The organism is Pseudomonas fluorescens, from assembly GCF_902497855.1.
Lineage (GTDB): Bacteria > Pseudomonadota > Gammaproteobacteria > Pseudomonadales > Pseudomonadaceae > Aquipseudomonas > Aquipseudomonas fluorescens_BI.
This window is the reverse complement of sequence record NZ_CABVHU010000012.1, coordinates 229,032-250,675: the sequence shown is the minus strand read 5'-3', so window position 1 is coordinate 250,675 and position 21,644 is coordinate 229,032. Positions and strand designations below refer to the sequence as shown.

The following is a 21,644-nucleotide window of genomic DNA, read 5'->3' as shown; positions in this document are numbered from 1 at the left end:
GTTTGAGGCACTGAAAATCTTCAGGCCTTGATGCTGACCAGACTCAATAACTGCCCATCCATCACCGCAAACTGCGCATCCAGCTCGGTGCCATTGCGCCATTCGCTGGACAGGTCGGTGAGCAACCGCAGCCGCACTTCACCACCGTCACTCCACTCCAGCACTTCAGCATGCTCAAAATAGAATCGCTGCCGAACGATCGGGTACAGCGCCTTGAACAAACTTTCCTTCACCGAAAACGTCAGCGTCACCCGCAACGCCAACTGATCCCGAGGGCTTGCGTTCATACGCTGCAACTCCGGCGCGGTGAGGATTTCCCCGGCCAGGCGTTCGGCCCGGTCAGGGGCGAGCAGGTTTTCCAGGTCCATGCCCAGCCCGCGCCAGTGGCTTTTCTTCGCGACGATCGCCGCCGCCCGGCCGGTACTGTGGGTGATCGAGCCGGCGATATGTGACGGCCACACCGGTGCCCGGTCTTCACCGATGGCCGGGATAAAGTCCAGTCCTTCCAATGCCTGCAATGCCGCCCGGGCGCAGACCCGTCCGGCGAGAAACTCCGCCTGGCGCTTGGCGACCGAGCGCTGGATGCTGGCCGGTGGCTCGATGGCACTGCGTTGAAAATCATCGCTGGCCAATTGCGCGCTATCGAAGTGAGTGCCCAGCAGGACGGTATCGGGCAGCACCAAGGGGAGCGGCCAATCGGCATCGAGTGGGGTGCAGCAAACGGGTAGGGCGGGGACGGGATTCATGTCGGGCATTTTGCCGGGTTGCCTGGGTGCTGGGTAGTCCTAAACAGGTCGATGGGTCAGCCCGCTGACAACCAGCAAGAAGAGAGCAAAGAGCATTCGCATGATCGGAACTCCTGCAGGAAAGTCATCGAAACAGCTGGGTGGGTCTGGTTCAGCTCAGGTTAAGCGCGTGTTCAGGGGGCGTTCAGGGCGAGGTCAGTAATCTTGCCCCGTACCCAAACAACACGTCACTCACTAGGAGTTTCACCCATGACTGGATTCAAAAAACTGCTTCTGGCAATTACCGTAATGGGCGCGAGCACGGCAGCGTTCGCCTCCGATGACAATTTCGCCAGCCTTACTTTTGGCCAGACCAGCGACAAGGTCAAAAAGTCCCACGCCCTGAACGATAACCTCGATCGCCCGAACGCCGACGGCGTGATCGGCAAGGACAACACCTGGGGTGTGCGCCTGGGTCGGCAAAACAGCGAGGGCCGCTACTACGCCACTTACGACAACGTGTCGGGCTCGCACAATGGCATTAAACTGCGTCATGAAAACCTGCTGGGCAGCTACGATCTGTTCTACCCGGGGGGTGGCAGCACCAAGCTGTTCGGCGGCCTCTCTGCCGGGTTGACCAAAACGACCCAGGAATCGACAGGTTTCAGCCGCGACACCAACATGGGTTACGCCATTGGCGGCCAGGTAGGCGTTTTGCAACAGGTTTCGCGAAACACGTCGGTTGAACTGGGTTACCGTTACCTGCGCCACAATGCCAGCACCGAGGTGAGCGAGCGCGGCAGCGGCAAACAGGGTTCGCTGGGCGTGAACAGCAGCGCCCAGACGTACGTCTCCGCTAACTACGCTTTCTGAAAAGCGTTCGCGACAGGTTGGTGCCGGATCAACCCAGCAGGCTGATCCGGCATCGCCCTGTCAGTCATCGAGGTGCGCCGTTCATGCCTCACGATGTTGATTGGCCCGGGAGGGCGTTATGAAACTGCTGGTCGTCGAAGATGAAGCGCTGTTGCGCCATCACCTGAAAACCCGCCTGACGGATAGCGGCCACGTGGTCGAGTCCGTGGCCAACGCCACCGAGGCGCTGTATCAGACCGAACAGTTCAACCATGACCTGGCGGTAATCGATCTCGGCTTGCCGGGCATGGGCGGGCTGGACCTGATCCGTCAGCTGCGCTCGCAGGGCAAGACCTTTCCGATACTGATCCTCACCGCGCGTGGCAACTGGCAAGACAAGGTCGAAGGCCTTGCGGCCGGTGCCGACGACTATGTGGTCAAGCCGTTCCAGTTCGAAGAACTGGAGGCGCGCCTGAATGCCTTGCTCCGTCGCTCCAGCGGGTTCACCCAGTCGACGATTGTCGCCGGGCCGCTGCTGCTGGACCTCAACCGTAAGCAGGCATCCCTCGATGAACTGCCGCTGGCGCTGACTGCGTATGAGTACCGGATACTCGAATACTTGATGCGCCACCACCAGCAAGTGGTGCCCAAGGACCGCTTGATGGAGCAGCTTTACCCGGACGATGACGAGCGCGATCCGAACGTGATCGAAGTGTTGGTCGGCCGTCTGCGCCGAAAGCTGGAGGGCCCCACCGGCTTCAAACCGATCGATACCGTGCGTGGTCTCGGCTATCTGTTCAATGAGCGCTGCACTTGATCAGTTCTCTTCGAATTCGTCTGATGCTCGCCGCCACGATCCTGGCGGTATTGTTCATGCTCGCGTTGCTGCCGGCAATGCAGGGTGCGTTCAGCCTGGCATTGCAGGACGCCATCGAGCAGCGCCTGGCATCGGACGTCACCACGTTGATCTCTGCGGCACGGGTAGAGAACAACCGCTTGCAGATGCCGGCGCAGTTGCCCGACGAACGTTTCAACCTCGCCGATGGCCGTTTGCTCGGTTATATCTACAACCGTGAAGGTCGACTGGTCTGGCGCTCGAAAGACACCCTCGAAGAGAACATCAATTACACGCCACGTTACGACGGCCACGGTAACGAGTTCGCGAGGATTCGCGAAGACAATGGCCAGGAGTTCTTCGTCTATGACGTCGAGGTCAAATTGCTCGGCGGCAAAAGTGCGGCGTTCAGTTTTGTCGCACTGCAACCGCTGCGTGACTACGAAATCACCCTTGAAGGCCTGCGGGAAAACCTTTACCTGGGCTTCGGCGCGGCTTTGCTGGTGTTGTTGGCGTTGCTGTGGATCGGTCTGACATGGGGCTTGCAGGCGTTACGCCGGTTGAGTCAGGAACTGGACGAGATCGAAAGCGGCACCCGCGAAAGCCTCAGCGAACAACACCCGAGCGAACTGCTGCGCCTGACCGGTTCCCTGAACCGTTTGCTGCATAGCGAGCGCGACCAGCGCAGCCGCTATCGCGATTCTCTCGATGACCTGGCCCACAGCCTGAAAACTCCGCTGACAGTGCTGCAAGGCGTCAGCGAGGATATGGCCCTGCGGCCGGCGGATCGCGATCAGGCCTGGGTCCTGCAAACCCAGATCGAGCGCATGAGCCAGCAGATCGGTTATCAGCTACAGCGCGCCAGCTTGCGCAAAAGCGGACTGGTGCGACATCAGGTGCGCTTGCGTCCGGTATTGCAGAGCCTTTGCGACACGCTGGACAAGGTTTATAGCGATAAGCAGGTGCGGGTGACCATTGATCTGCCAGAGCCCTGTTATGTGCCGATCGAGCAGGGCGCCTTGCTGGAGATGTTGGGCAATCTGCTGGAAAACGCCTATCGCCTGTGCCTCGGCGAAGTGCACATCAGCGCGCGCGAGACCCTGGACGGGATCGAGTTGTGCGTCGAGGATGACGGCCCCGGGGTGCCACCGGATCAGCGCGCGCGGATTCTGCAGCGCGGCGAACGCCTGGACCGCCAGCATCCGGGGCAGGGCATTGGCCTGGCGGTGGTCAAGGACATCATCGAAAGCTACGGCGCGAAGCTGACCCTGGATGATTCACCCCTGGGCGGGGCGGCGTTTCGGATTCAGGTTCCGGTGGTTTGACCAAAGTTCACCCTGGCGCTTGGCCCCGGAGCTTAATTCCCCTGGGCGCGGTAGGCCCCCGGCGTCAATCCTGTCCATTTCTTGAAAGCCCGGTGAAACGCTGACGGCTCGGAAAACCCCAGCTGCTCGGCAATCTGTTGCAACGACAGGTCTGCACGCCCCAAGTGATAAATCGCAATGTCCCGGCGCAACTGGTCCTTCAATTCCTGAAAGCTCGAACCCTCTTCACGCAAGTGTCGACGCAGCGTCTGCGGGCTGATGTGCAGGTGTGCGGCCACCGATTCCAGGTCAGGCCAGCAGGAACTGTCGCGGCTGAGCAGGCGTCGCAGCTGGCTGCTCAGGCTGTCGCCGTCATCCGGGCGCGACAACAGGTCGGCCGGGGACCGTTCGAGGAAACGCTTGAGGGTTCGTTCGTCCTGCAACAGCGGCATGCTCAGGTAGCGGCTGTGAAACAGCAGGCTGCTCTGCGCCGCCTTGAACTGCAGCGGGCATGAAAACAGCAAATCGTATTCCGCGCCGTGTTCGGGCCTTGGATAGCTGAAGGTTGCCTGCTCCAGACGAATGCGCTGGCCGATCATCCAGCTGCCAAGTCGATGCCAGATCATCAGCAGGCTCTCGCTGAGGAAATGGTCCGGGTCCCACAGCTGCGCATCGTCGAGGCTCAGGCGCACCCATTCGTCTTCGCGGATCAGGCTCAGGCGCGGAGCCCCGGGGAATAAGCTATAAAACAATAAGCCGCGATTGAGCGCGCTTTCCAGATTGCGGCAGTGGATCACCGCATGACACATCATCGCGAAGCTGCCCGGTTTGCTCGGGGCCGACCCGAATCCCAGGTACTCATCGTCCAGGGCCAGCCACAGTCCCTGGATCAACCGGGTGAACTGCTCGGGCGCGATGCGTGCACGCGGCTCGTCGAGCAGTTCGGCGTTGATACCCAATCGCTGCAGCAGGTTCGAATAGTCGTACCCACGCAGGCGCGCCCCTCCCAGGGCGGCGCGGGCGAAATGACTGGCGATGGTGCGTTCGCGCATAGAGGCAGGTCCGTCCATTGAGCAGCGGATGGTAGCCGGGTGCACGGGCGAGCAACAAGGCGGATATCCGCCAAATTGCAGGACGCGATTTGGCCGATTGGCGGGATTCCGCCACGCTGCTGTGACTGTTCAGAGCCTAGGAAAAACCTGTAACCCTTGATGTCAAAAGGCTGTAGGACATTTCCCCGAAGGTGGCACGGGCCTTGCGATACAACCAGCAGATGCCTGCCGATGCGCAGCTCGACAAAACAAATCCCTCCAGTGCAGGAGGGTTCGCAAATGAGGTGTCGTCGACAACAGATGGATGTTGTCGCCGGACGCTCTTGAGGAACTTTGCAATGACGACTCGTCAGCCACTGTACAAATCCCTGTATTTCCAGGTGATCGTTGCTATCGCCATCGGCATCCTGCTTGGTCACTTCTACCCGCAGACGGGTGTGGCCCTCAAACCGCTGGGTGACGGGTTCATCAAACTGATCAAAATGATCATCGCGCCCATCATCTTCTGTACCGTTGTCAGCGGTATCGCCGGCATGCAGAACATGAAGTCGGTCGGCAAGACCGGCGGTTACGCGCTGCTGTACTTCGAAATCGTGTCGACCATCGCATTGCTGGTCGGTCTGGTGGTGGTCAATATCGTGCAGCCCGGTGCCGGCATGCACATCGACGTCACCACCCTGGATGCCTCCAAAGTCGCTCAGTACGTCGCCGCCGGTGCCGATCAAAGCGTGGTCGGCTTCCTCCTGAATGTCATCCCGTCCACCATCGTCGGCGCGTTCGCCACGGGTGACATCCTGCAAGTGCTGATGTTCTCGGTGATCTTCGGTTTCGCCCTGCATCGCCTGGGTGCCTACGGCAAACCGATCCTGGATTTCATCGATCGTTTCGCCCACGTGATGTTCAACATCATCAACATGATCATGAAGCTCGCGCCAATCGGTGCCTTCGGTGCCATGGCGTTCACCATCGGCGCCTACGGTGTCGGCTCGCTGGTGCAACTGGGTCAGTTGATGGCCTGCTTCTACATCACTTGCCTGCTGTTCGTCCTGGTGGTGTTGGGCGGTATCGCTCGCGCCCACGGTTTCAGCGTGCTGAAAGTGATCCGTTATATTCGTGAAGAACTGCTGATCGTGCTGGGGACTTCCTCCTCGGAATCGGTGCTGCCCCGCATGCTGATCAAGATGGAGCGTCTGGGCGCGCAGAAATCCGTGGTCGGTCTGGTGATCCCGACCGGTTACTCGTTCAACCTCGACGGTACGGCGATCTACCTGACCATGGCGGCGGTGTTTATTGCTCAGGCCACCGACACGCACATGGATATCACTCACCAGATCACGCTGCTGGTGGTATTGCTGCTGTCCTCCAAAGGCGCGGCGGGCGTGACCGGCAGCGGCTTCATCGTGCTGGCGGCGACCCTGTCTGCGGTCGGCCATCTGCCGGTTGCCGGCCTGGCGCTGATTCTGGGTATCGACCGCTTCATGTCCGAAGCCCGCGCCCTGACCAACCTGGTGGGCAATGCCGTGGCGACCCTGGTGGTGGCCAAGTGGGTCAAGGAACTGGATGTCGATGTGATGCACGCCGAACTGGCTTCCGGCGGTCGCGGTATCGCCGACGAGCGTGAAGAAGATGACCTGGGCGTGGCCGAAGGCCCAACCCCGAACGGCGTCAAGTAACGCTCGCTTCACCGCTGCTCAGGCTGCAACGAAAAACCCGCTTCGGCGGGTTTTTCGTGGGCGGCGATTTGAGCGCAACGGTCAGCGCAACTGACGCAAAAGGTGATTGCCGCAATGCCGATGGCTGCCTAGTCTGGGGAGTATCGTTTACGGAGAAGACCCATGCTCGGTCCACTGGCATCACTCAAGGTTCTGGATTTCTCTACATTGTTGCCGGGGCCGTTTGCCTCGTTACTGTTGGCGGACATGGGGGCCGAGGTGTTGCGTATCGAATCGCCGAGCCGCATGGACCTGTTGCGGGTGCTGCCGCCCCATGACCAGGGGGTCTCGGCCAGCCACGCCTACCTCAATCGCAACAAGCGCAGCCTGGCGCTGGACCTCAAGCAGCCTGAAGCCCTGGATGTGATCAAGCAATTGCTGCAGGACTACGACATCGTGCTGGAGCAGTTCCGCCCCGGCGTGATGGAGCGTCTGGGCCTGGGTTATGAAGCCTTGAAGGCGATCAATCCGAAACTGATCTACGTCTCGATCACCGGTTACGGTCAGACCGGCCCTTACAAGGACCGCGCCGGCCATGACATCAATTACCTGGCGCTGGCAGGGCTGGCCAGTTACACCGGTCGCGCCGACAGCGGGCCCTTGCCCCTGGGCATGCAAGTGGCGGATGTCGCCGGCGGCTCTATGCACGGGGTGATAGGCCTGTTGGCAGCGGTGATCGCCCGTCAACACAGCGGGTCAGGGCAGTATCTGGATGTGAGCATGACCGATTGCGTGTTCAGTCTGAACGCCATGGCCGGCGCCGGCTACCTGGCCTGTGGCGCGGAGCCGCACTGGGAGGACCAGATGCTCAATGGTGGCAGTTTCTACGACCATTACCGTTCACGGGACGGGCGCTGGTTATCAGTGGGTAGCCTGGAACCGCCATTCATGAAACAACTGTGCACGGCGCTGGGGCTGGAGGAGCTGGCAACCTTGGGCTTGTCGCCTGAACCGGCGCAGCAGAAGAAACTCAAGGAAGCGCTGAAGACCGAATTCGAGAAACACGACTTTGGTGAGTTGTGCGCGCTGTTTGCCGAGCTCGATGCCTGTGTCGAACCGGTATTGAATCTGGGCGAAGCGGTTCGCCATCCTCAATTGCGCTCGCGACAGTTGGTCACTGAAGTGCCGCGCAACGACGGCTCGACCCAACCGCAGATGGCCTGTCCGTTGAAGTTTTCGGACGGGTTGCCCGAGCCGCGACATATCGGCGCGGCGCTGGGAGAACATACCGATCAGGTGTTGGGGGAGTTGGGGTATCGCGTTGAGCGGATCGAAGAGTTGCGCCGTGCCAAGGTAATTTTGTAGCGACTACAAGGACGCCTTCGTCGGAACGCCGCCCGGACCAAGCCCGCTCCCACAGGTTCCGTGTCGTTTGCAGATTATGTGTACGACACAGGTCCTGTGGGAGCGGGCTTGCCCGCGAAGAGGCCGGGACAAGCACCACAAATCCCACTACTCGACCCGCATCTCCCCACTGAACACCAGGGTGCTTCGACAGCGCCGGCACAAATACCGCCGGCCTTGCCGCACCAGCCCATGGCGCTGCGCCGAAAATGGAAAGTCGCTGTCGGCACAGGGGCATTTGTAGATGTAGCGGGTCACGCGGCGGCGTTTGACGTCATAGGTATGGCAGCGATTGGGCGGCAGTTCGTACACGCCACGCATGATCAATTGCCACTCTTCGCCATGGGGCTGGATGCGGTCGCCGAACAACTGATGGGCGATCAGGTGCGCGACTTCGTGGGCAACGGTCTGTTTAAGAAAATCTTCGGTGTTTTCCCGGTACAGCTGCGGATTGAACCGCAGCAGGTTCTCGTGCAAGTGCGCGACACCGGCTTTTTGCCCGCGCAGCTTGAGACTCACCACGGGGCGTTTGAAAGGTCGTTTGAAAAAGGATTCAGCTTGTTGGAAACAGTCTTCGACGCGGGTATTGATGTGCTCGGGCATGCTTGATGGATCTCCAGAGACGTCGAGTATGCCGCAACCCTCGGGACTTGCGAATCGTCGAGGCGCCGAGTGGTCGTCGGCCGCCCACTGACCTGAAGACGTTAGAAGGCCGCCTTGCGGCGGCCAGTATTGGCAGATCTGGTTATTAGGTAAACAGCCTTGTCAGTTGGTATAGACCGGCCCCACGCCGAGTCCCCAGACAATCACGGTGAACGCCATGATGGCTACCAGCACCACCAGGCCTACCGCGAGCACCGAACTTGAAAACAGAAATCCTTCGTCCGACGGAATGTTCATGAACGTCGGTAGTCCGACATAGAGCAGGTACACCGTGTAGCAGATGGCCGCGGTGCCGACGATCATCCCCAGCCACATGTGCGGGTACAGTGCCGCCAGGCCGCCAATGAACAGCGGCGTCGCGGTGTAGGTCGCAAACGCGACGCAGCGGGCCAGGCTCGGGTTGGCATCATAGGTACGGGCCATCCAGTGGATGAATGCGCCCATCACCGCAACGCCACCGAGCATCGCCAGGTACGACATGATCGTCATCCATAGCGCACTCTCTGTCGTCAGCATCACCGGCGCTCGATTTCCGATGACCCAGCCGACCTGGGTAGTACCGATAAACGCCGACACCGCCGGGATGGCCGCCAGGATGAGCGTGTGGGTCAGGTACATGTGGCTGATGCTTTCCTCCTGGTCGCCACGAATTTCTTTCCATTCTTGGTCAGGGTGGGTGAATAGCCCCACTACGTGATGGATCATGCCAGTCACTCCTCTTGTATTACCGTCGCCCCCCAGTGGAGCGCCTACGGGCCAAGGTGGCCGAGTAAGGAAAGGTCGGGATGCCTGTGACCTTATGTCGCAGTATAGAAAGGTCTTATCCACGCAGGTACGGGGGGCTTAGAGCAAATCGCGCTGTAAACATGTTCGTTAATCGCCTCTGGGACTGTCACCAAATCCCACGGGATGGGGGGCACTTCGCCCCCGGCGGGTTTTTGCGTAAAATGCCGGCCTTTCGTCACACCTCACGGATTTCGCGTCATGGGCACTCTCACGGTCAACCAGAACAAACTGCAAAAGCGCCTTCGCCGCCAGGCCGGTGAGGCTGTCGCCGACTTCAACATGATTGAAGACGGCGACAAGGTCATGGTCTGCCTGTCTGGAGGCAAAGACAGCTACACCATGCTCGACGTGCTGATGCACTTGCAGAAGGTTGCACCGATCAGGTTCGAGATCGTGGCCGTGAACATGGACCAGAAGCAGCCGGGCTTCCCGGAGCATGTACTGCCGGCTTACCTCAAAACGCTGGGTATCGAGTACCACATCGTCGAGAAAGACACCTACTCGGTGGTCAAGGAGCTGATCCCGGAAGGCAAGACCACCTGTTCGCTGTGCTCACGCCTGCGTCGTGGCACGCTCTATACCTTCGCCGACCAGATTGGCGCGACCAAAATGGCGCTCGGCCATCACCGCGACGACATCGTCGAGACCTTCTTCCTGAACATGTTCTTCAATGGATCGCTCAAGGCCATGCCGCCGAAGCTGCTGGCCGACGACGGTCGCAACGTGGTGATCCGCCCGCTGGCCTACTGCAACGAAAAAGACATCCAGGCCTACTCTGACTTCAAGCAGTTCCCGATCATCCCGTGCAACCTCTGCGGTTCCCAGGAAAACCTGCAGCGTCAAGTGGTCAAGGACATGCTCCAGGAGTGGGAACGCAAGACACCGGGCCGTACCGAAAGCATTTTCCGCAGCCTGCAGAACGTGATCCCGTCGCAATTGGCGGACCGCAACCTGTTCGACTTCACCAGCCTCAAGATCGACGAATCCGCCGCTTCGCGGTTCGTCAACGTGGTTAACCTCTAATCACTATTACTGTGGGAGCCAGCCTGCTGGCGATGGCGGAGTGTCAGGCACATCATTGTTGTCTGACACCCCTTCTCATCGCCAGCAGGCTGGCTCCCACAAATTTTGTCACAAGTTGGTAGTTCATTTTTCAATCCTCAGGAGAGGGCATGCGCGATTACAAGTGGCTGCACGAATACTGTCTGAACCGCTTCGGTTCAGCGGCTGAACTGGAAGCCCATCTGCCCGTTCCCAAGACCCCGGCGCAATTGCGCAAGATCAGTGATGATCGCTATCTGTCGACCATGGCGCTGCGGGTGTTCCGTGCCGGGCTCAAGCACAGCCTGGTGGACGCCAAGTGGCCGTCGTTCGAAGAGGTGTTCTTCAGGTTCGACCCGGAAAAAGTCGTGCTGATGAGTGCCGAACACCTGGAGCGTCTGATGCAGGATGCGCGGATTATCCGGCACCTGGGCAAGCTCAAGAGCGTGCCGCGCAATGCGCAATTCATCCTGGATGTGGCGCATGAGAAGGGCAGCTTCGGCGCCTTGATCGCCGAGTGGCCGGTGACCGATATCGTCGGCCTGTGGACTTACCTGAAAAAGCACGGGCATCAGTTGGGCGGGTTGTCGGCGCCACGATTCCTGCGCATGGTCGGCAAGGATACCTTTGTGCCGAGCTATGACGTGGTGGCGGCGTTGAATGCGCAGAAGATCGTCGACAAGGTGCCGACCAGCCAGCGGGACCTGGCCACGGTGCAGAACGTGTTCAACCAGTGGCATGAAGAGAGTGGCGGGCGGGCGATGAGCCAGCTTTCGATGATGCTGGCTTACACCGCCAATCATTGACGAGGATGATCGTTCCCACGCTCTGCGTGGGAACGCCGCCCGGGACGCTCCGCGTCCCTGTGACGCGGAGCGTCACTTGATGCATTCCCACGCAGAGCGTGGGAACGATCACCGTGGGGGCGATCAGGCGACGGAGGTTTCGCCTTCACCCGCCAACCGGCGATTCAACTGAAACCGCCACCGCACATACAACAGCGCCGAACAGAACACCGCCAGGCTCGCCCCCATCTCCAGCAACCCGAACAGCTGCCGGTTCGGATCGAACGCGGCCAATGCGCCCTTGATGAAATACAGGTTCACCACAAAGCACATCCACGAATGCCCGCGCGGGCTGCCGATGATCATGCCCGGCGCCAGCAACAGCAGCGGCACCAGTTCGATCAGCAGAATGACCCAGGGCCGTGCGCCGTGCAGGTCGGCGACGACCAGGTAGTAGGCGCACAGCAACCCCAGCAGGCCGAAAAAACACAGCAGACTGACGACTCGCATCGCTCGTACGCGCGGTTCCAGCCATTGGATGGAGGGCAGAATCTTCGGCTTCCTGGCCACCTCAGCTCTCCAGTTTCTGTGCGGTGCGGGCCAGGCGCAGACCCAAGGCTCGGCACAGCGCCACTTCATGTTCATTCAAGCCGCTTTTGCCATCGGCCCCGGCGTGGTGACTCGCGCCATAAGGCGTGCCGCCGCCGCGGGTTTCCAGCAAGGCCGATTCGCTGTAAGGCAGGCCGGTGATCAGCATGCCGTGGTGCAGCAGTGGCAGCATCATCGACAACAGTGTGGTTTCCTGGCCGCCATGCAGGCTTGCGGTGGAGGTGAACACCCCGGCCGGCTTGCCCACCAGTGCGCCGGTCAGCCACAGGTTGCTGGTGCCGTCGAGGAAGTATTTGAGCGGCGCCGCCATGTTGCCAAACCGGGTCGGACTGCCCATGGCCAGGCCCGCACATTGCTTCAGGTCGTCGAGGGTGGCGTACAGCGCGCCTTCATCGGGGATGTCCGGCGACACGGCTTCGCATTCGGTAGAGATCGCCGGGACCGTGCGCAACCGGGCTTCAAGCCCGGCCTGCTCGACGCCCCGGGCAATCTGCCGGGCCATTTCATTGGTCGAGCCGCTGCGGCTGTAATACAGGACCAGGATATAGGGTGCGCTCACGGCAGCAGCTCCAGCACATTCTCCGGCGGACGGCCGATGATGGCTTTGTCGCCCACTTCGAGAATCGGGCGCTCCATGAGTTTCGGGTGCGCGGCGATGGCGGCGATCAAGTGCGCCTCGCTGAGGCTGCTATCGGCCAGGTTCAGGGTTTTGTACTCGTCCTCGCCGGTGCGCAGCAGTTGCCGGGCGCTGATGCCGAGCTTGGTCAGCAGGCTCTGGATTTGCCGGGCGTCCAGCGGGGTTTCCAGGTAGCGAACCACGGTCGGGGTCAGGCCACGGCCTTCAAGCAGTTCGAGCGCACCGCGGGATTTCGAGCAGCGCGGGTTGTGATAAAGCGTCAGATCGGTCATGTGCGGGTCGCATCTTGCGTAAGGTGGCGGCTATTCTAACTGGGCAGCGCGTAATCCAGAACCTTGGGAGGCAATGGGTCGCGGCAGTATTCTTTTTTTGACAAGGATCACGACATGACAAGACGACTGGCTGCGGCATTGGCGATCATCGGGACGTTGTTGCTGGGGGGCTGCGGCAACGACTATGGCATCGACCAGAACGGCCGGAAAATTGCTGCCGAGCGTCTGGACAAGCAATGGCTGGTGCTCAACTACTGGGCGGAATGGTGTGGGCCGTGCCGTACCGAAATCCCGGAGTTGAACGCGCTGGCCGAACAGCTACAAGACAAGCAGATCGGTGTGTTCGGGGTCAACTTCGACAATGTACAGGGCGAGGAGCTCAGAAGCGCCAGTGAGAAGTTGGGGATTAAATTCACGGTGCTGGCTCAAGACCCGGCCGACCTGTTCGAACTGCCGCGCAGTGAAGCGTTGCCGGTGACCTATATCATCGATAACAAGGGCAAGGTGCGGGAACAGTTGATGGGCGAGCAGACGGCGGCGGGGGTGATGGAGAAGCTGGAGGCGTTGCAGGCGACCAACTGATCGTCCTCACCTGTACTGATCGTTCCCACGCTGATCGTTCCCACGCTTTGCGTGGGAATGCATCCTGTGACGCTCTGCGTCACGATGTGCGAAGGGACGCGGAGCGTCCCGGGCGGCATTCCCACGCGGAGCGTAGGAACGATCATTACAGGTTCAAGGTGTGTTCAACCCTCTTCCAGCCACCAGCGCAATGGCTTGCCTTCGGCCGGCCAGAAACGCATCTGGTCGATCGGCGAAACATCCCAGCGCTGCACATTTTCCAGCGCCTGGAGAAAACGCTGTTCTTGCTCCATCAATGCCGGCACACACATTTTGCGGGTGCTGCCGACCTTGCCGAAGCTCAGCTTGTCGCCATCCAGGGTGTAAGGCGCGAACCAATGGTTGCAGCCGCCGTTGCCGTAGGCCCGACCGTCGTCACCGAGGGTGATGGTCAGGTGGCTGTAATCCATCAAGGGCCGTTCGCCGATCCACTCCAGTATGTAGCTGCGGTTCTGTTGCAACTTCACCGGTTCAGCGGCGCAGCCCAACAGGCTGGCGCCAACCATGGCGCTCAGAACAAGGCGTTTCATCACGCAGGCTCCTGGCAGGTCGGGCACAGGTGCTTCTCGCCAACAGTGGTCCAGCCCAACTCGGCAATCCGCGCGGTGGCGGCTGGCTTTTCGGCCTTGTTGCCCAGCTTGGCGTCGACCGCGAACTCGAAGCTCAATGCCTTGGCGCAGCGGTCGCAGTTGACGTTCCAGGTGTGGATCGCCAGTTCGCCGAACACCGGACCACTGGCCACCGCGACCCATTGGCCGGGCGGGTTGATCAGGTGGCGAACCGTTTCGACGGTCAGGCGCATGGACAAGTCCTTGCTGCCTTTGAGGGTCACGACCAACACGTCGCTATTGCGAATCGAGCCGCCGTTGCCGGTGACTTGATAACGCCCCGGAACCAGGGCGCGGCATTCGGTGAGGGTGTGTTGCGGGTTCATCAGGCTATAGCGGAAATCGTGTTCGACCATGGGTCCTCCAAATATGCGCGGCATGCTAGCACGGACATCAACGCAGCACTGCGCGGGCGAATGACCTTCGATCTGGTTCAGCCGGCATCAACTTGATTCCGGGTATTGCCGACAGCCCAGGCCGCGATATTCTGCAGGGTGGTCGCGGCAATCGCGTCCAGGGCTTCGCGGGTCAGGAAGGCCTGGTGTGCGGTAATGATCACGTTGGGAAACGTCAGCAGGCGCGCCAGCACATCATCCTGCAGCGGCAGGTCGGAGCGATCCTCGAAGAACAGCTGCGCCTCCTCTTCATACACGTCCAGCCCCAGATAACCCAGTTGGCCGTCTTTCAACGCATCGATCAGCGCGGGGGTATCCACCAGGCCGCCGCGACCGGTATTGATCAGCATCGCGCCCCGTTGCATGTGCGCCAGTGACTCGCCGTTGATCAAATGTTTGCTCTGCTCGTTGAGCGGGCAATGCAGGCTGATGATCTGCGACTCGGCCAGCAACTGCGGCAAACTCAAATAACGGGCGCCGAGGGCTTCGACCTGAGGATTGGGACAGGGGTCGTACGCCAGCAACCGGCAGCCAAAGCCGTGCATGATTCTGGCGAAGGTCGCGCCGATCTGCCCGGTGCCGACCACGCCGACCGTCTTGCCGACCAGGTCGAAGCCGGTCAGGCCATGCAGGGTGAAATCGCCTTCGCGGGTACGGTTGTAGGCGCGGTGCAGGCGGCGGTTGAGCGCCAGGATCAGCGCCACTGCGTGTTCGGCCACCGCATGGGGAGAATAGGCCGGGACCCTTACGATCGTCAGTCCCAGCCGCTTGGCCACGGCCAGGTCGACATGGTTGTAACCGGCCGAACGCAGGGCGATCAAACGGGTGCCGCCGGCGGCCAGGCGCTCGAGCACCGGGGCGCTGAGGTCGTCATTGATGAAGGCGCAGACCACTTCGTGCTGCTCCGCCAGCGCCGCCGTATCAAGGCTCAATCGCGCCGATTGAAAGTGCAACTCGATGCCGGCGGGCAGGGCGGCGGCGAGAAAGCTGTCGCGGTCGTAGGCCTGGCTGCTGAAAAGAATGGTGCGCATGATTTCCTCCTTTGTCCCGATCCCTTGTCCCGCTCTACTGTAGGAGCTGGCTTGCCAGCGAAGGGGCCTTCAAGTTCTGTGTTGTTCTTAAGGCCGCCTTCTGTAGGAGCTGGCTTGCCAGCGAAGGGGCCCTGAAATTCAGCGTTGTTCTTGAGGACGCCTTCGCTGGCAAGCCAGCTCCTACAGGGGGGCGTGGTAATGGGTCAGTCAAGCATTGATACGGGCATGGGCGGCCAGGCGGTTGATCGCCCGGTCGAGTTCTTCCAGCGCGCGGGGGGCTTTGGGGTCCTGTTGCTTGAGCAGGGTTTCGCTGCGCTGGCAGGCGGCGCGCAGTTGCGGCACGCCGCAATAGCGGGTCGCGCCGTGCAGACGATGGACCCGCTCGATCAGGGCGTTCTGATCATTGGTATCCCGCGCGCAGCGAATGGCTTCGCGGTCGGCCTCCAGGGATGCCAGCAGCATCGCCAGCATGTCCGCCGCCAGATCGGCCTTGCCGGCGGCCAGGCGTAAACCTTCGTCGTGATCGAGCACCTGCAATTCATGGTCGCCGGCATGGCTGTCGCTGGCACGCTCGGGCCCATGGTTACGCAGTGCGAGGCCGGTCCACTTCAACACCACCTGCGCCAGTTGCCGTTCGCTGATCGGTTTGGTCAGGTAATCGTCCATGCCGCTTTGCAGCAGTGCGCGTTTTTCGTTGGCCATGGCGTGGGCGGTGAGGGCCACGATCGGCAGCGGCGTGCAATGCCGTTCGCTTTCCCACTGACGTATCGCTTCGGTGCTCTGGCGCCCGTCCATGCCGGGCATCTGCACGTCCATCAGCACCAGATCGAAGGTCTCGCTCTGCACCGCCTTGACTGCGGCGTAACCGCTTTCCACCGCAAGCACCTTGGCACCCATGTCTTCGAGCAGGGTCTGCACCAGCAACAGGTTGGCCGGGTTGTCGTCGACACACAGCACCTTCGGCGCACGGCTGGACACCGGTTCACCCGGCTCGCTACGCAACTGGCGCGGGTTGACCAGGTCAGACAGGGCCCGTCGCAGTTTGCGGGTGCAGGCCGGTTTGGCCTGGAGCTGGCTGTGGGGGTTGGGGACCGAGAGGTGGAACAGCGTCTGTTCGGTGGTCGGGCACAGCACCAGCACTTTGCAGCCCAGGTGTTCGAGGTCCCAGATGTGCTGGTTGAGGCGCTCCGGCGGCATGTCGTTGCTGGTGATGCCCAGCACCGCCAGGTCGATCGCCTGATCGGTCTGATGCGCGCCGGTCACGCCATTGGTCAGGCTTTCCAGGGTATTGAACGGGGTGACTTCGAGGCCGCAGTCCTCCAGTTGATGCTGTAGCGCCTGACGGGCCAGCTCGTGGTTTTCCAGCACCGCCACCCGACGCCCGAGCAGCGGCGGCCCCGGCAGGTCTTCGGCGTCGTCGCGGGTTTTTGGCAGGCTCAGGCTGATCCAGAACTCCGAGCCTTCGCCCGGCGTGCTGTCGACCCCGATCTCGCCGCCCATCTGTTCGATCAGGCGCTTGGAAATCACCAGGCCAAGACCGGTGCCGCCAGGCTGCCGGGACAGCGAGTTGTCGGCCTGGCTGAACGCCTGGAACAGCGCGCGCACGTCCTGGCTCGACAGGCCGATGCCGGTGTCCTGGATGCTGATGCGCAACTGCACGCTGTCCTCATGCTCTTCTTCGAGCATGGCCCGGGCGACGATGGTGCCTTCACGGGTGAATTTGATCGCGTTGCTGACCAGGTTGGTGAGGATCTGCTTGAGCCGCAGCGGATCACCCACCAGCGACAGCGGCGTGTCGCGATACACCAGGCTCACCAGCTCCAGCTGTTTGGCGTGGGCGGCCGGGGCGAGGATGGTCAGGGTGTCCTGCAACAGGTCGCGCAGATTGAATGGAATATGGTCGAGCACCAGTTTGCCGGCCTCGATCTTGGAAAAGTCGAGGATCTCGTTGATGATCCCCAGCAGGCTGTCGGCGGATTTTTCGATGGTGCCCAGGTAGTCGAGCTGGCGCGGGGTCAGCTCGCTTTTTTGCAACAGGTGGGTGAAGCCGAGTATGCCGTTGAGCGGCGTGCGGATTTCATGGCTCATGTTGGCCAGGAATTCGGATTTGATCCGGCTGGCTTCCAGGGCTTCCTTGCGCGCCAGGTCGAGCTCGATGTTCTGGATTTCGATGGTTTCCAGGTTCTGGCGCACGTCTTCGGTGGCCTGGTCGATGCTGTGCTGCAATTCTTCCTGGGCGTTCTGCAGGGTGCCGGCCATGCGATTGATGCCAGACGCCAGTTCATCCAGCTCCTGACTGCCGAGGGGCGGCAGGCGGGTTTCCAGATGCCCGTCCTTGAGTTGCGTCACGGCTTGCTTGATCTGGCTCAGCGGCCGGTTGATGGTGCGGCCCATGCGCAACGCCAGCAGCGCCGCACCGCCCAGGCCCGCGCCGATCAGCAGCAGGCTGGCGAACAGGCTGCGGTAACCGCGCAGCAGCATGCCGTTGTGGGACAGTTCGAGTTCCACCCAGCCGAGCAGGCGATCGGCTTCATCGGGGATCAAGTCACCGGCCAGATTGCGGTGCTTGCCGAATACCGGCAGCAGGTAGCGAGTCGCATCGTTGCCGCTGCGACGCAGCAGCTGCGAGCCGTCGCCCAGGGGGGCAGGGTTGAGCATGATCGGGCCGGCATGGGCCAGTAGCGTGCGGTCGGGCGCGAGGAAGGTCACCGCGCGAACGTCCGGCTGCTCCAGTGACTGGGTGGCGATGCGCTCCAGCAGCTCGTTGTTCTGGTGACCCATGGCCGGGGCCACCAGGGGCGCCAGCTGTTCGGCGATCATTTCGCCACGCTGCATGAGTTGGGCTTGCAGGTCGGACTGCTGCATCCAGGTAAAGTAGCCACCCAGCACCAACGCCATCAGGCTGGTCGGCAACAGGGTCAGCAACAGCACGCGGCCTTTGATTCCCAGTTTCTTGAGCACGCCTCTCTCCTGCATCCCGCTATTCAATGACCGGCACGTACCTCCGGCACGCACCCTCTGCGCAGTGTAGCGATTTGATCGCGGGCAATCCGGTAAAATTGATGCAGTCATTCGTCGGCTGCAGGCCTGCTTTGGCGTCGCGGGCAAACCTTGGGTTGCCCCTGGCGAGGCAATCTTGAATAATCGCCAACTGAGAATTATTTGCAGATACTCATGACTCCCATCTCTGTTGGCCATCCGCGCATCCTTTCCATCGAAGACGACCTCGTGCTCGGTGCCTATGTTCATGAGCACCTGGGGCGTTGCGGGTTTCAGGTGACCTGGTGCCAGAACGGTCAGGAAGGCCTGGCCATTGCCCGCCAGCAAGCCTTCGATGTGGTGCTGATGGACATTCTGCTGCCGGGCATGGACGGGTTGAACGTGCTGACGCAATTGCGCCAGAGCCATTCGACCCCGGTGGTGCTGATGTCTGCGCTCGGGGCCGAGGCGGATCGCATCAGCGGCTTTCGCCTGGGCGCCGATGATTATCTGCCCAAACCCTTCAGCATGGCCGAGTTGCGGGTGCGCATCGAAGCGATCCTGCGGCGGGTGGCACTCGACCGGCGGCCGGCGCGTGCATCGGTCGCCCCCTCGGCGGACAGCCTGCGGTTCGATGATGAGCTGTTTGAGGTCTATTGCGGCGCCCAGGCTGCCGGCCTGACCCGCAGCGAGTATCGGCTGCTGGAAACGCTGAACCGCAATGGCGATGAGGTGCTGAGCAAGGCCTTCCTTTATCAGCATGTGCTGCAACGCGGTTATGCGGCCCATGACCGCAGCCTCGACATGCACATCAGCCAGATCCGCCGCAAGCTCAAGGTCATCGGCTACACCGAGCGGGAAGTGCGCACGGTGTGGGGCAAGGGTTATGTATTGAGTGCCGTCGATGAAATGGTCTGATCTGCCGGGCCGGCATTCGCTGTTCTGGAAGCTGGCGTGTCTGTTGGTGGCCTTCTGTCTGTTGATGATCTGGTTGAGCTGGTCCTGGGGGCGCTACATGGAGCAGCGCAACCAGTTCCTGTCGGATGATGCCCGAGCGACCCTGACGCGTTATGCCAGCGAGGCCGAGCAGGCCTGGCTCGAGCGTCAGCACGAGGGTGTCGATGCCTGGCTGCAGGGCATGCAACAGCGCGAAACGGGCTGGGTGGGCGTCATTGGCGGTGATCTGCAGTCGTTGAGCAGCCTGCCGCTCTCGGACAAGGACATCCAGCGCCTGACCTTTCTGCGCGGCCTGGACTGGCCCATCCATAAAAAAGGCCGCCCGTGGCTGCGGGTGCCTTTCCCAGGCGATTCGTCCGCCGGCAGCCTGGTGATCGAGTTGCCACAGCGTTTTGTGCCCGGGCGTTATCGGGTGTTCTGGCGGGTGATCACCAACGGCGTCATCCCCGGCCTGTTCACCTTGCTGCTGTGCGTCGGGCTGTATCGGTTGCTGGTCGTGCCGTTGAACAGTCTGCGTGAGCAAGCCAATGCCTGGCGCGCCGACCAGTTGGGCGTGCGGCTGTCGCGCCATACGACCAACCGTTCCGATGAGCTGGGTGAGCTGGGCCGCGCCTTCGATCACATGTCTGAACGCCTGCAAAGCACCGTGGCCCTGCAACAACAATTGCTGCGCGATCTGTCCCACGAACTTCGCACGCCCCTGAGCCGCCTGCGGGTGGCCAGCGAGAGCGAGCAGGGGCTTGAGCAACTGCGCGAGCGCATCAACCGGGAAGTCGATGGCATGCAGCGCCTGGTCGAAGACACCCTGCAACTGGCCTGGCTCGACACCGAGCGCTCACCGCTACCCGACGAAGCGATCCAGATCCAGGCGCTGTGGGAAATGCTCACGGAAAACGCCTGCTATGAGAGTGGCTGGCCGGCCATTCAATTGCAATGTGCGGTGGATTCGTCCTGTTGGGTGCGCGGTCATCTCAATACCCTGGCCCAGGCACTGGAGAACATTCTGCGTAATGCCATTCGTCATTCACCAAGTGGCGGCATCGTCAGCCTCGGTGGACGGCGCGATGGCGACTTCTGGCATTTGTGGCTGGAGGATCAGGGCGGTGGGGTGGCTGAGGCGGACCTGGAACGGATCTTCTCGCCGTTCATTCGACTTGATGGTTCGCGGCCCGGGAACGGTGGATTCGGCTTGGGGTTGAGCATTGCGAGGAATGCGGTGCAGCGCCAAAGTGGGAGGCTTTGGGCTGAAAATACCGGTAAGGGGTTGCGGTTGAATATGCACTTATTGGCTGATGTCGGTGGCGTCAGCGATGACGCCTTCGCGGCGGTGCGGCGATCCGACAAGCCCGCTCCCACAGTGGGCATGGGTAGGCCACAAATTGTGTGAGCGACTCTAATACCTGTAGGAGCTGGCTCGCCAGCGAAAGCGGTCTGGTATCCGGCATCAATGTCGACTGACCCACCGCCTTCGCCGGCAAGCCGGCTCCTACAGGATCGGGTTGTACCCAGATCCCGTAACCCGCAATGATCCCATGTAGGGCTTGGTCTGGGCAGCATTCGACGAAGAGGCCCTGCCAACCGTCACCTTGCTGATTTTGCCGGAACGTTCGCGAATTTTTGTACGACATTTCCTAAAGGGTTTTGCCGGCGCCTTGAAGCTTTCTTGACGGGTTAAGCTCCCGCTTTTACTCATCATCAAGGATTGGGCATGAATTCGACCGATGTTCCCGCCGGCACAGTCGACGACCGCTTCAGTGAAGTGCTTGCGCTGATTCACAGTGCCAGGCAGCAAGCGATTCAGGCAGTCAACACCAGATTGATCGAACTGTACTGGCAGGTCGGTGCTTACATCAGTCGCAAGCTGGAACGGGCTGAGTGGGGTGATGCGGTGGTCAGCCAGTTGGCGGAGCATCTGGCTGTGACTCAACCAGGGTTGCGTGGTTTTACCCGGCGCAATCTGTTCCGTATGCGCCAATTTTACGAGGCTTATCGGGGCGATGAAAAAGTGTCAGCGCTGCTGACACAATTACCCTGGACCCACAACCTGCTCATTTTGACCCAGAGCAAACATCCACAAGAACGTGAGTTTTATCTGCGTCTGGCTATCCAGGAAAAGTGGTCCACGCGCGAATTGGAGCGTCAGCTCAAAGCCGCTCTGTTCGAGCGCAGCATTACCCAACCGGCAAAAGTTTCTGCAGTGCTGAGACAAACTCACCCTGAGGCGCTGGAAGTATTCCGCGATGCCTACATGGTTGAGTTTCTCGGCCTGCCCGGCGGCCACGCTGAAACCTATCTGCATATGGGATTGCTGGTGCGCCTCCAAAAGTTCCTTGTGGACTGGAGGAGGGTACTGAATAAATTGCTTATTCCCATAAGCCATAAGCACCGTACTTTGCGTGATATGGCCTGCGGACGTTTGCCGGTATGATAGGCGCC

At 61.0% G+C, this 21,644-nt stretch carries 21 protein-coding genes and 1 pseudogene; 11 read left to right on the top strand and 11 right to left on the bottom strand.

From position 1 onward, the window contains the following. Positions 1–20: 20 nt before the first annotated feature. Positions 21–746: a 4'-phosphopantetheinyl transferase family protein gene (locus F8N96_RS23625; protein ID WP_224789523.1), complete on the bottom strand. Its 726-nt coding sequence runs from the start codon at positions 744–746 to the stop codon at positions 21–23. Between the two features lie 249 nt (positions 747–995). On the opposite strand from F8N96_RS23625, the gene F8N96_RS23620 reads away from it, so the two are divergent. The 3 genes from F8N96_RS23620 (at position 996) to F8N96_RS23610 (ending at position 3,737) form a co-directional block, all read left to right on the top strand. Next, positions 996–1,598 carry a hypothetical protein gene (locus F8N96_RS23620; RefSeq protein ID WP_150799861.1) on the top strand — a complete coding sequence of 201 codons (603 nt, stop codon included), beginning with the start codon at positions 996–998 and terminating at the stop codon, positions 1,596–1,598. A 118-nt stretch (positions 1,599–1,716) separates the two neighbouring features. Beyond that, positions 1,717–2,394: a response regulator gene (locus F8N96_RS23615; protein ID WP_150799860.1), complete on the top strand. Its 678-nt coding sequence runs from the start codon at positions 1,717–1,719 to the stop codon at positions 2,392–2,394. After that, complete coding sequence (locus F8N96_RS23610) at positions 2,391–3,737, top strand: ATP-binding protein (protein WP_150799859.1); 1,347 nt, start codon at positions 2,391–2,393, stop codon at positions 3,735–3,737. The genes F8N96_RS23615 and F8N96_RS23610 overlap by 4 nt, the downstream gene beginning before the upstream one ends. A gap of 32 nt (positions 3,738–3,769) precedes the next feature. Here F8N96_RS23610 and F8N96_RS23605 read toward each other — a convergent pair whose 3' ends face one another. Then, the gene (locus F8N96_RS23605) at positions 3,770–4,768 is read right to left on the bottom strand and encodes an AraC family transcriptional regulator (protein WP_150799858.1); all 999 of its coding nucleotides are present in this window, start codon (positions 4,766–4,768) and stop codon (positions 3,770–3,772) included. A 338-nt stretch (positions 4,769–5,106) separates the two neighbouring features. Here F8N96_RS23605 and F8N96_RS23600 point away from each other — a divergent pair, with 338 nt between their 5' ends. Both F8N96_RS23600 and F8N96_RS23595 read left to right on the top strand, forming a co-directional pair. Next, positions 5,107–6,441, top strand: coding sequence for a dicarboxylate/amino acid:cation symporter (locus F8N96_RS23600; protein WP_150765757.1), 1,335 nt, complete (start codon positions 5,107–5,109; stop codon positions 6,439–6,441). A gap of 162 nt (positions 6,442–6,603) precedes the next feature. Further along, entirely contained in the window at positions 6,604–7,785 is a 1,182-nt protein-coding gene (locus F8N96_RS23595) for a CaiB/BaiF CoA transferase family protein (RefSeq protein ID WP_150799857.1), read from the top strand. 147 nt (positions 7,786–7,932) lie between these two features. Here F8N96_RS23595 and F8N96_RS23590 read toward each other — a convergent pair whose 3' ends face one another. Both F8N96_RS23590 and F8N96_RS23585 read right to left on the bottom strand, forming a co-directional pair. After that, positions 7,933–8,427: a SprT family zinc-dependent metalloprotease gene (locus tag F8N96_RS23590; RefSeq protein WP_150765755.1), complete on the bottom strand. Its 495-nt coding sequence runs from the start codon at positions 8,425–8,427 to the stop codon at positions 7,933–7,935. Positions 8,428–8,589: 162 nt separating this feature from the next. After that, complete coding sequence (locus F8N96_RS23585) at positions 8,590–9,192, bottom strand: Yip1 family protein (protein ID WP_017340184.1); 603 nt, start codon at positions 9,190–9,192, stop codon at positions 8,590–8,592. A 279-nt stretch (positions 9,193–9,471) separates the two neighbouring features. Here F8N96_RS23585 and ttcA point away from each other — a divergent pair, with 279 nt between their 5' ends. After that, positions 9,472–10,296: a tRNA 2-thiocytidine(32) synthetase TtcA gene (gene ttcA / locus F8N96_RS23580; protein ID WP_150799856.1), complete on the top strand. Its 825-nt coding sequence runs from the start codon at positions 9,472–9,474 to the stop codon at positions 10,294–10,296. Positions 10,297–10,445: 149 nt separating this feature from the next. Then, positions 10,446–11,120 carry a DNA-3-methyladenine glycosylase I gene (locus tag F8N96_RS23575; protein ID WP_150799855.1) on the top strand — a complete coding sequence of 225 codons (675 nt, stop codon included), beginning with the start codon at positions 10,446–10,448 and terminating at the stop codon, positions 11,118–11,120. A gap of 123 nt (positions 11,121–11,243) precedes the next feature. Here the strand turns inward: F8N96_RS23575 and F8N96_RS23570 are convergent, their stop codons facing one another. From F8N96_RS23570 to arsC, 3 genes are read right to left on the bottom strand one after another with little or no spacing between them, the layout of a single operon-like run. Continuing rightward, positions 11,244–11,669, bottom strand: coding sequence for a DUF2069 domain-containing protein (locus tag F8N96_RS23570; RefSeq protein WP_150799854.1), 426 nt, complete (start codon positions 11,667–11,669; stop codon positions 11,244–11,246). Position 11,670: 1 nt separating this feature from the next. Beyond that, positions 11,671–12,267, bottom strand: coding sequence for an NAD(P)H:quinone oxidoreductase (gene wrbA, locus F8N96_RS23565; RefSeq protein WP_150799853.1), 597 nt, complete (start codon positions 12,265–12,267; stop codon positions 11,671–11,673). Further along, positions 12,264–12,617, bottom strand: coding sequence for an arsenate reductase (glutaredoxin) (gene arsC, locus F8N96_RS23560; RefSeq protein ID WP_150799852.1), 354 nt, complete (start codon positions 12,615–12,617; stop codon positions 12,264–12,266). The genes wrbA and arsC overlap by 4 nt, the downstream gene beginning before the upstream one ends. Positions 12,618–12,731: 114 nt before the next feature. Here arsC and F8N96_RS23555 point away from each other — a divergent pair, with 114 nt between their 5' ends. Beyond that, positions 12,732–13,199 (top strand): TlpA disulfide reductase family protein, encoded by a 468-nt coding sequence (locus F8N96_RS23555; RefSeq protein ID WP_150799851.1) that lies wholly within the window; start codon positions 12,732–12,734, stop codon positions 13,197–13,199. Positions 13,200–13,363: 164 nt separating this feature from the next. Here the strand turns inward: F8N96_RS23555 and F8N96_RS23550 are convergent, their stop codons facing one another. The 4 genes from F8N96_RS23550 to F8N96_RS23535 all read right to left on the bottom strand — a co-directional run bounded on the left by F8N96_RS23550 (position 13,364) and on the right by F8N96_RS23535 (position 18,233). Next, entirely contained in the window at positions 13,364–13,768 is a 405-nt protein-coding gene (locus F8N96_RS23550; RefSeq protein WP_150799850.1) for an META domain-containing protein, read from the bottom strand. Continuing rightward, positions 13,768–14,202: a hypothetical protein gene (locus tag F8N96_RS23545; protein WP_150799849.1), complete on the bottom strand. Its 435-nt coding sequence runs from the start codon at positions 14,200–14,202 to the stop codon at positions 13,768–13,770. Before F8N96_RS23545 ends, F8N96_RS23550 begins: the two co-directional genes overlap by 1 nt. A gap of 77 nt (positions 14,203–14,279) precedes the next feature. Continuing rightward, on the bottom strand, positions 14,280–15,272 hold the full coding sequence (locus F8N96_RS23540; RefSeq protein WP_150799848.1) for a 2-hydroxyacid dehydrogenase: 993 nt from the start codon (positions 15,270–15,272) through the stop codon (positions 14,280–14,282). Positions 15,273–15,479: 207 nt separating this feature from the next. Further along, positions 15,480–18,233 carry a response regulator gene (locus F8N96_RS23535; protein ID WP_150799847.1) on the bottom strand — a complete coding sequence of 918 codons (2,754 nt, stop codon included), beginning with the start codon at positions 18,231–18,233 and terminating at the stop codon, positions 15,480–15,482. A gap of 213 nt (positions 18,234–18,446) precedes the next feature. On the opposite strand from F8N96_RS23535, the gene F8N96_RS23530 reads away from it, so the two are divergent. The 3 genes and pseudogenes from F8N96_RS23530 to F8N96_RS23520 all read left to right on the top strand — a co-directional run. Next, the gene (locus F8N96_RS23530) at positions 18,447–19,169 is read left to right on the top strand and encodes a response regulator transcription factor (protein ID WP_150799846.1); all 723 of its coding nucleotides are present in this window, start codon (positions 18,447–18,449) and stop codon (positions 19,167–19,169) included. Further along, positions 19,156–20,595 (top strand): sensor histidine kinase, encoded by a 1,440-nt coding sequence (locus F8N96_RS23525; protein ID WP_150799845.1) that lies wholly within the window; start codon positions 19,156–19,158, stop codon positions 20,593–20,595. Before F8N96_RS23530 ends, F8N96_RS23525 begins: the two co-directional genes overlap by 14 nt. A 321-nt stretch (positions 20,596–20,916) precedes the next feature. Then, a pseudogene (locus F8N96_RS23520) lies at positions 20,917–21,555 on the top strand (DUF1016 N-terminal domain-containing protein); the annotation flags it as partial. Positions 21,556–21,644: the final 89 nt, after the last annotated feature.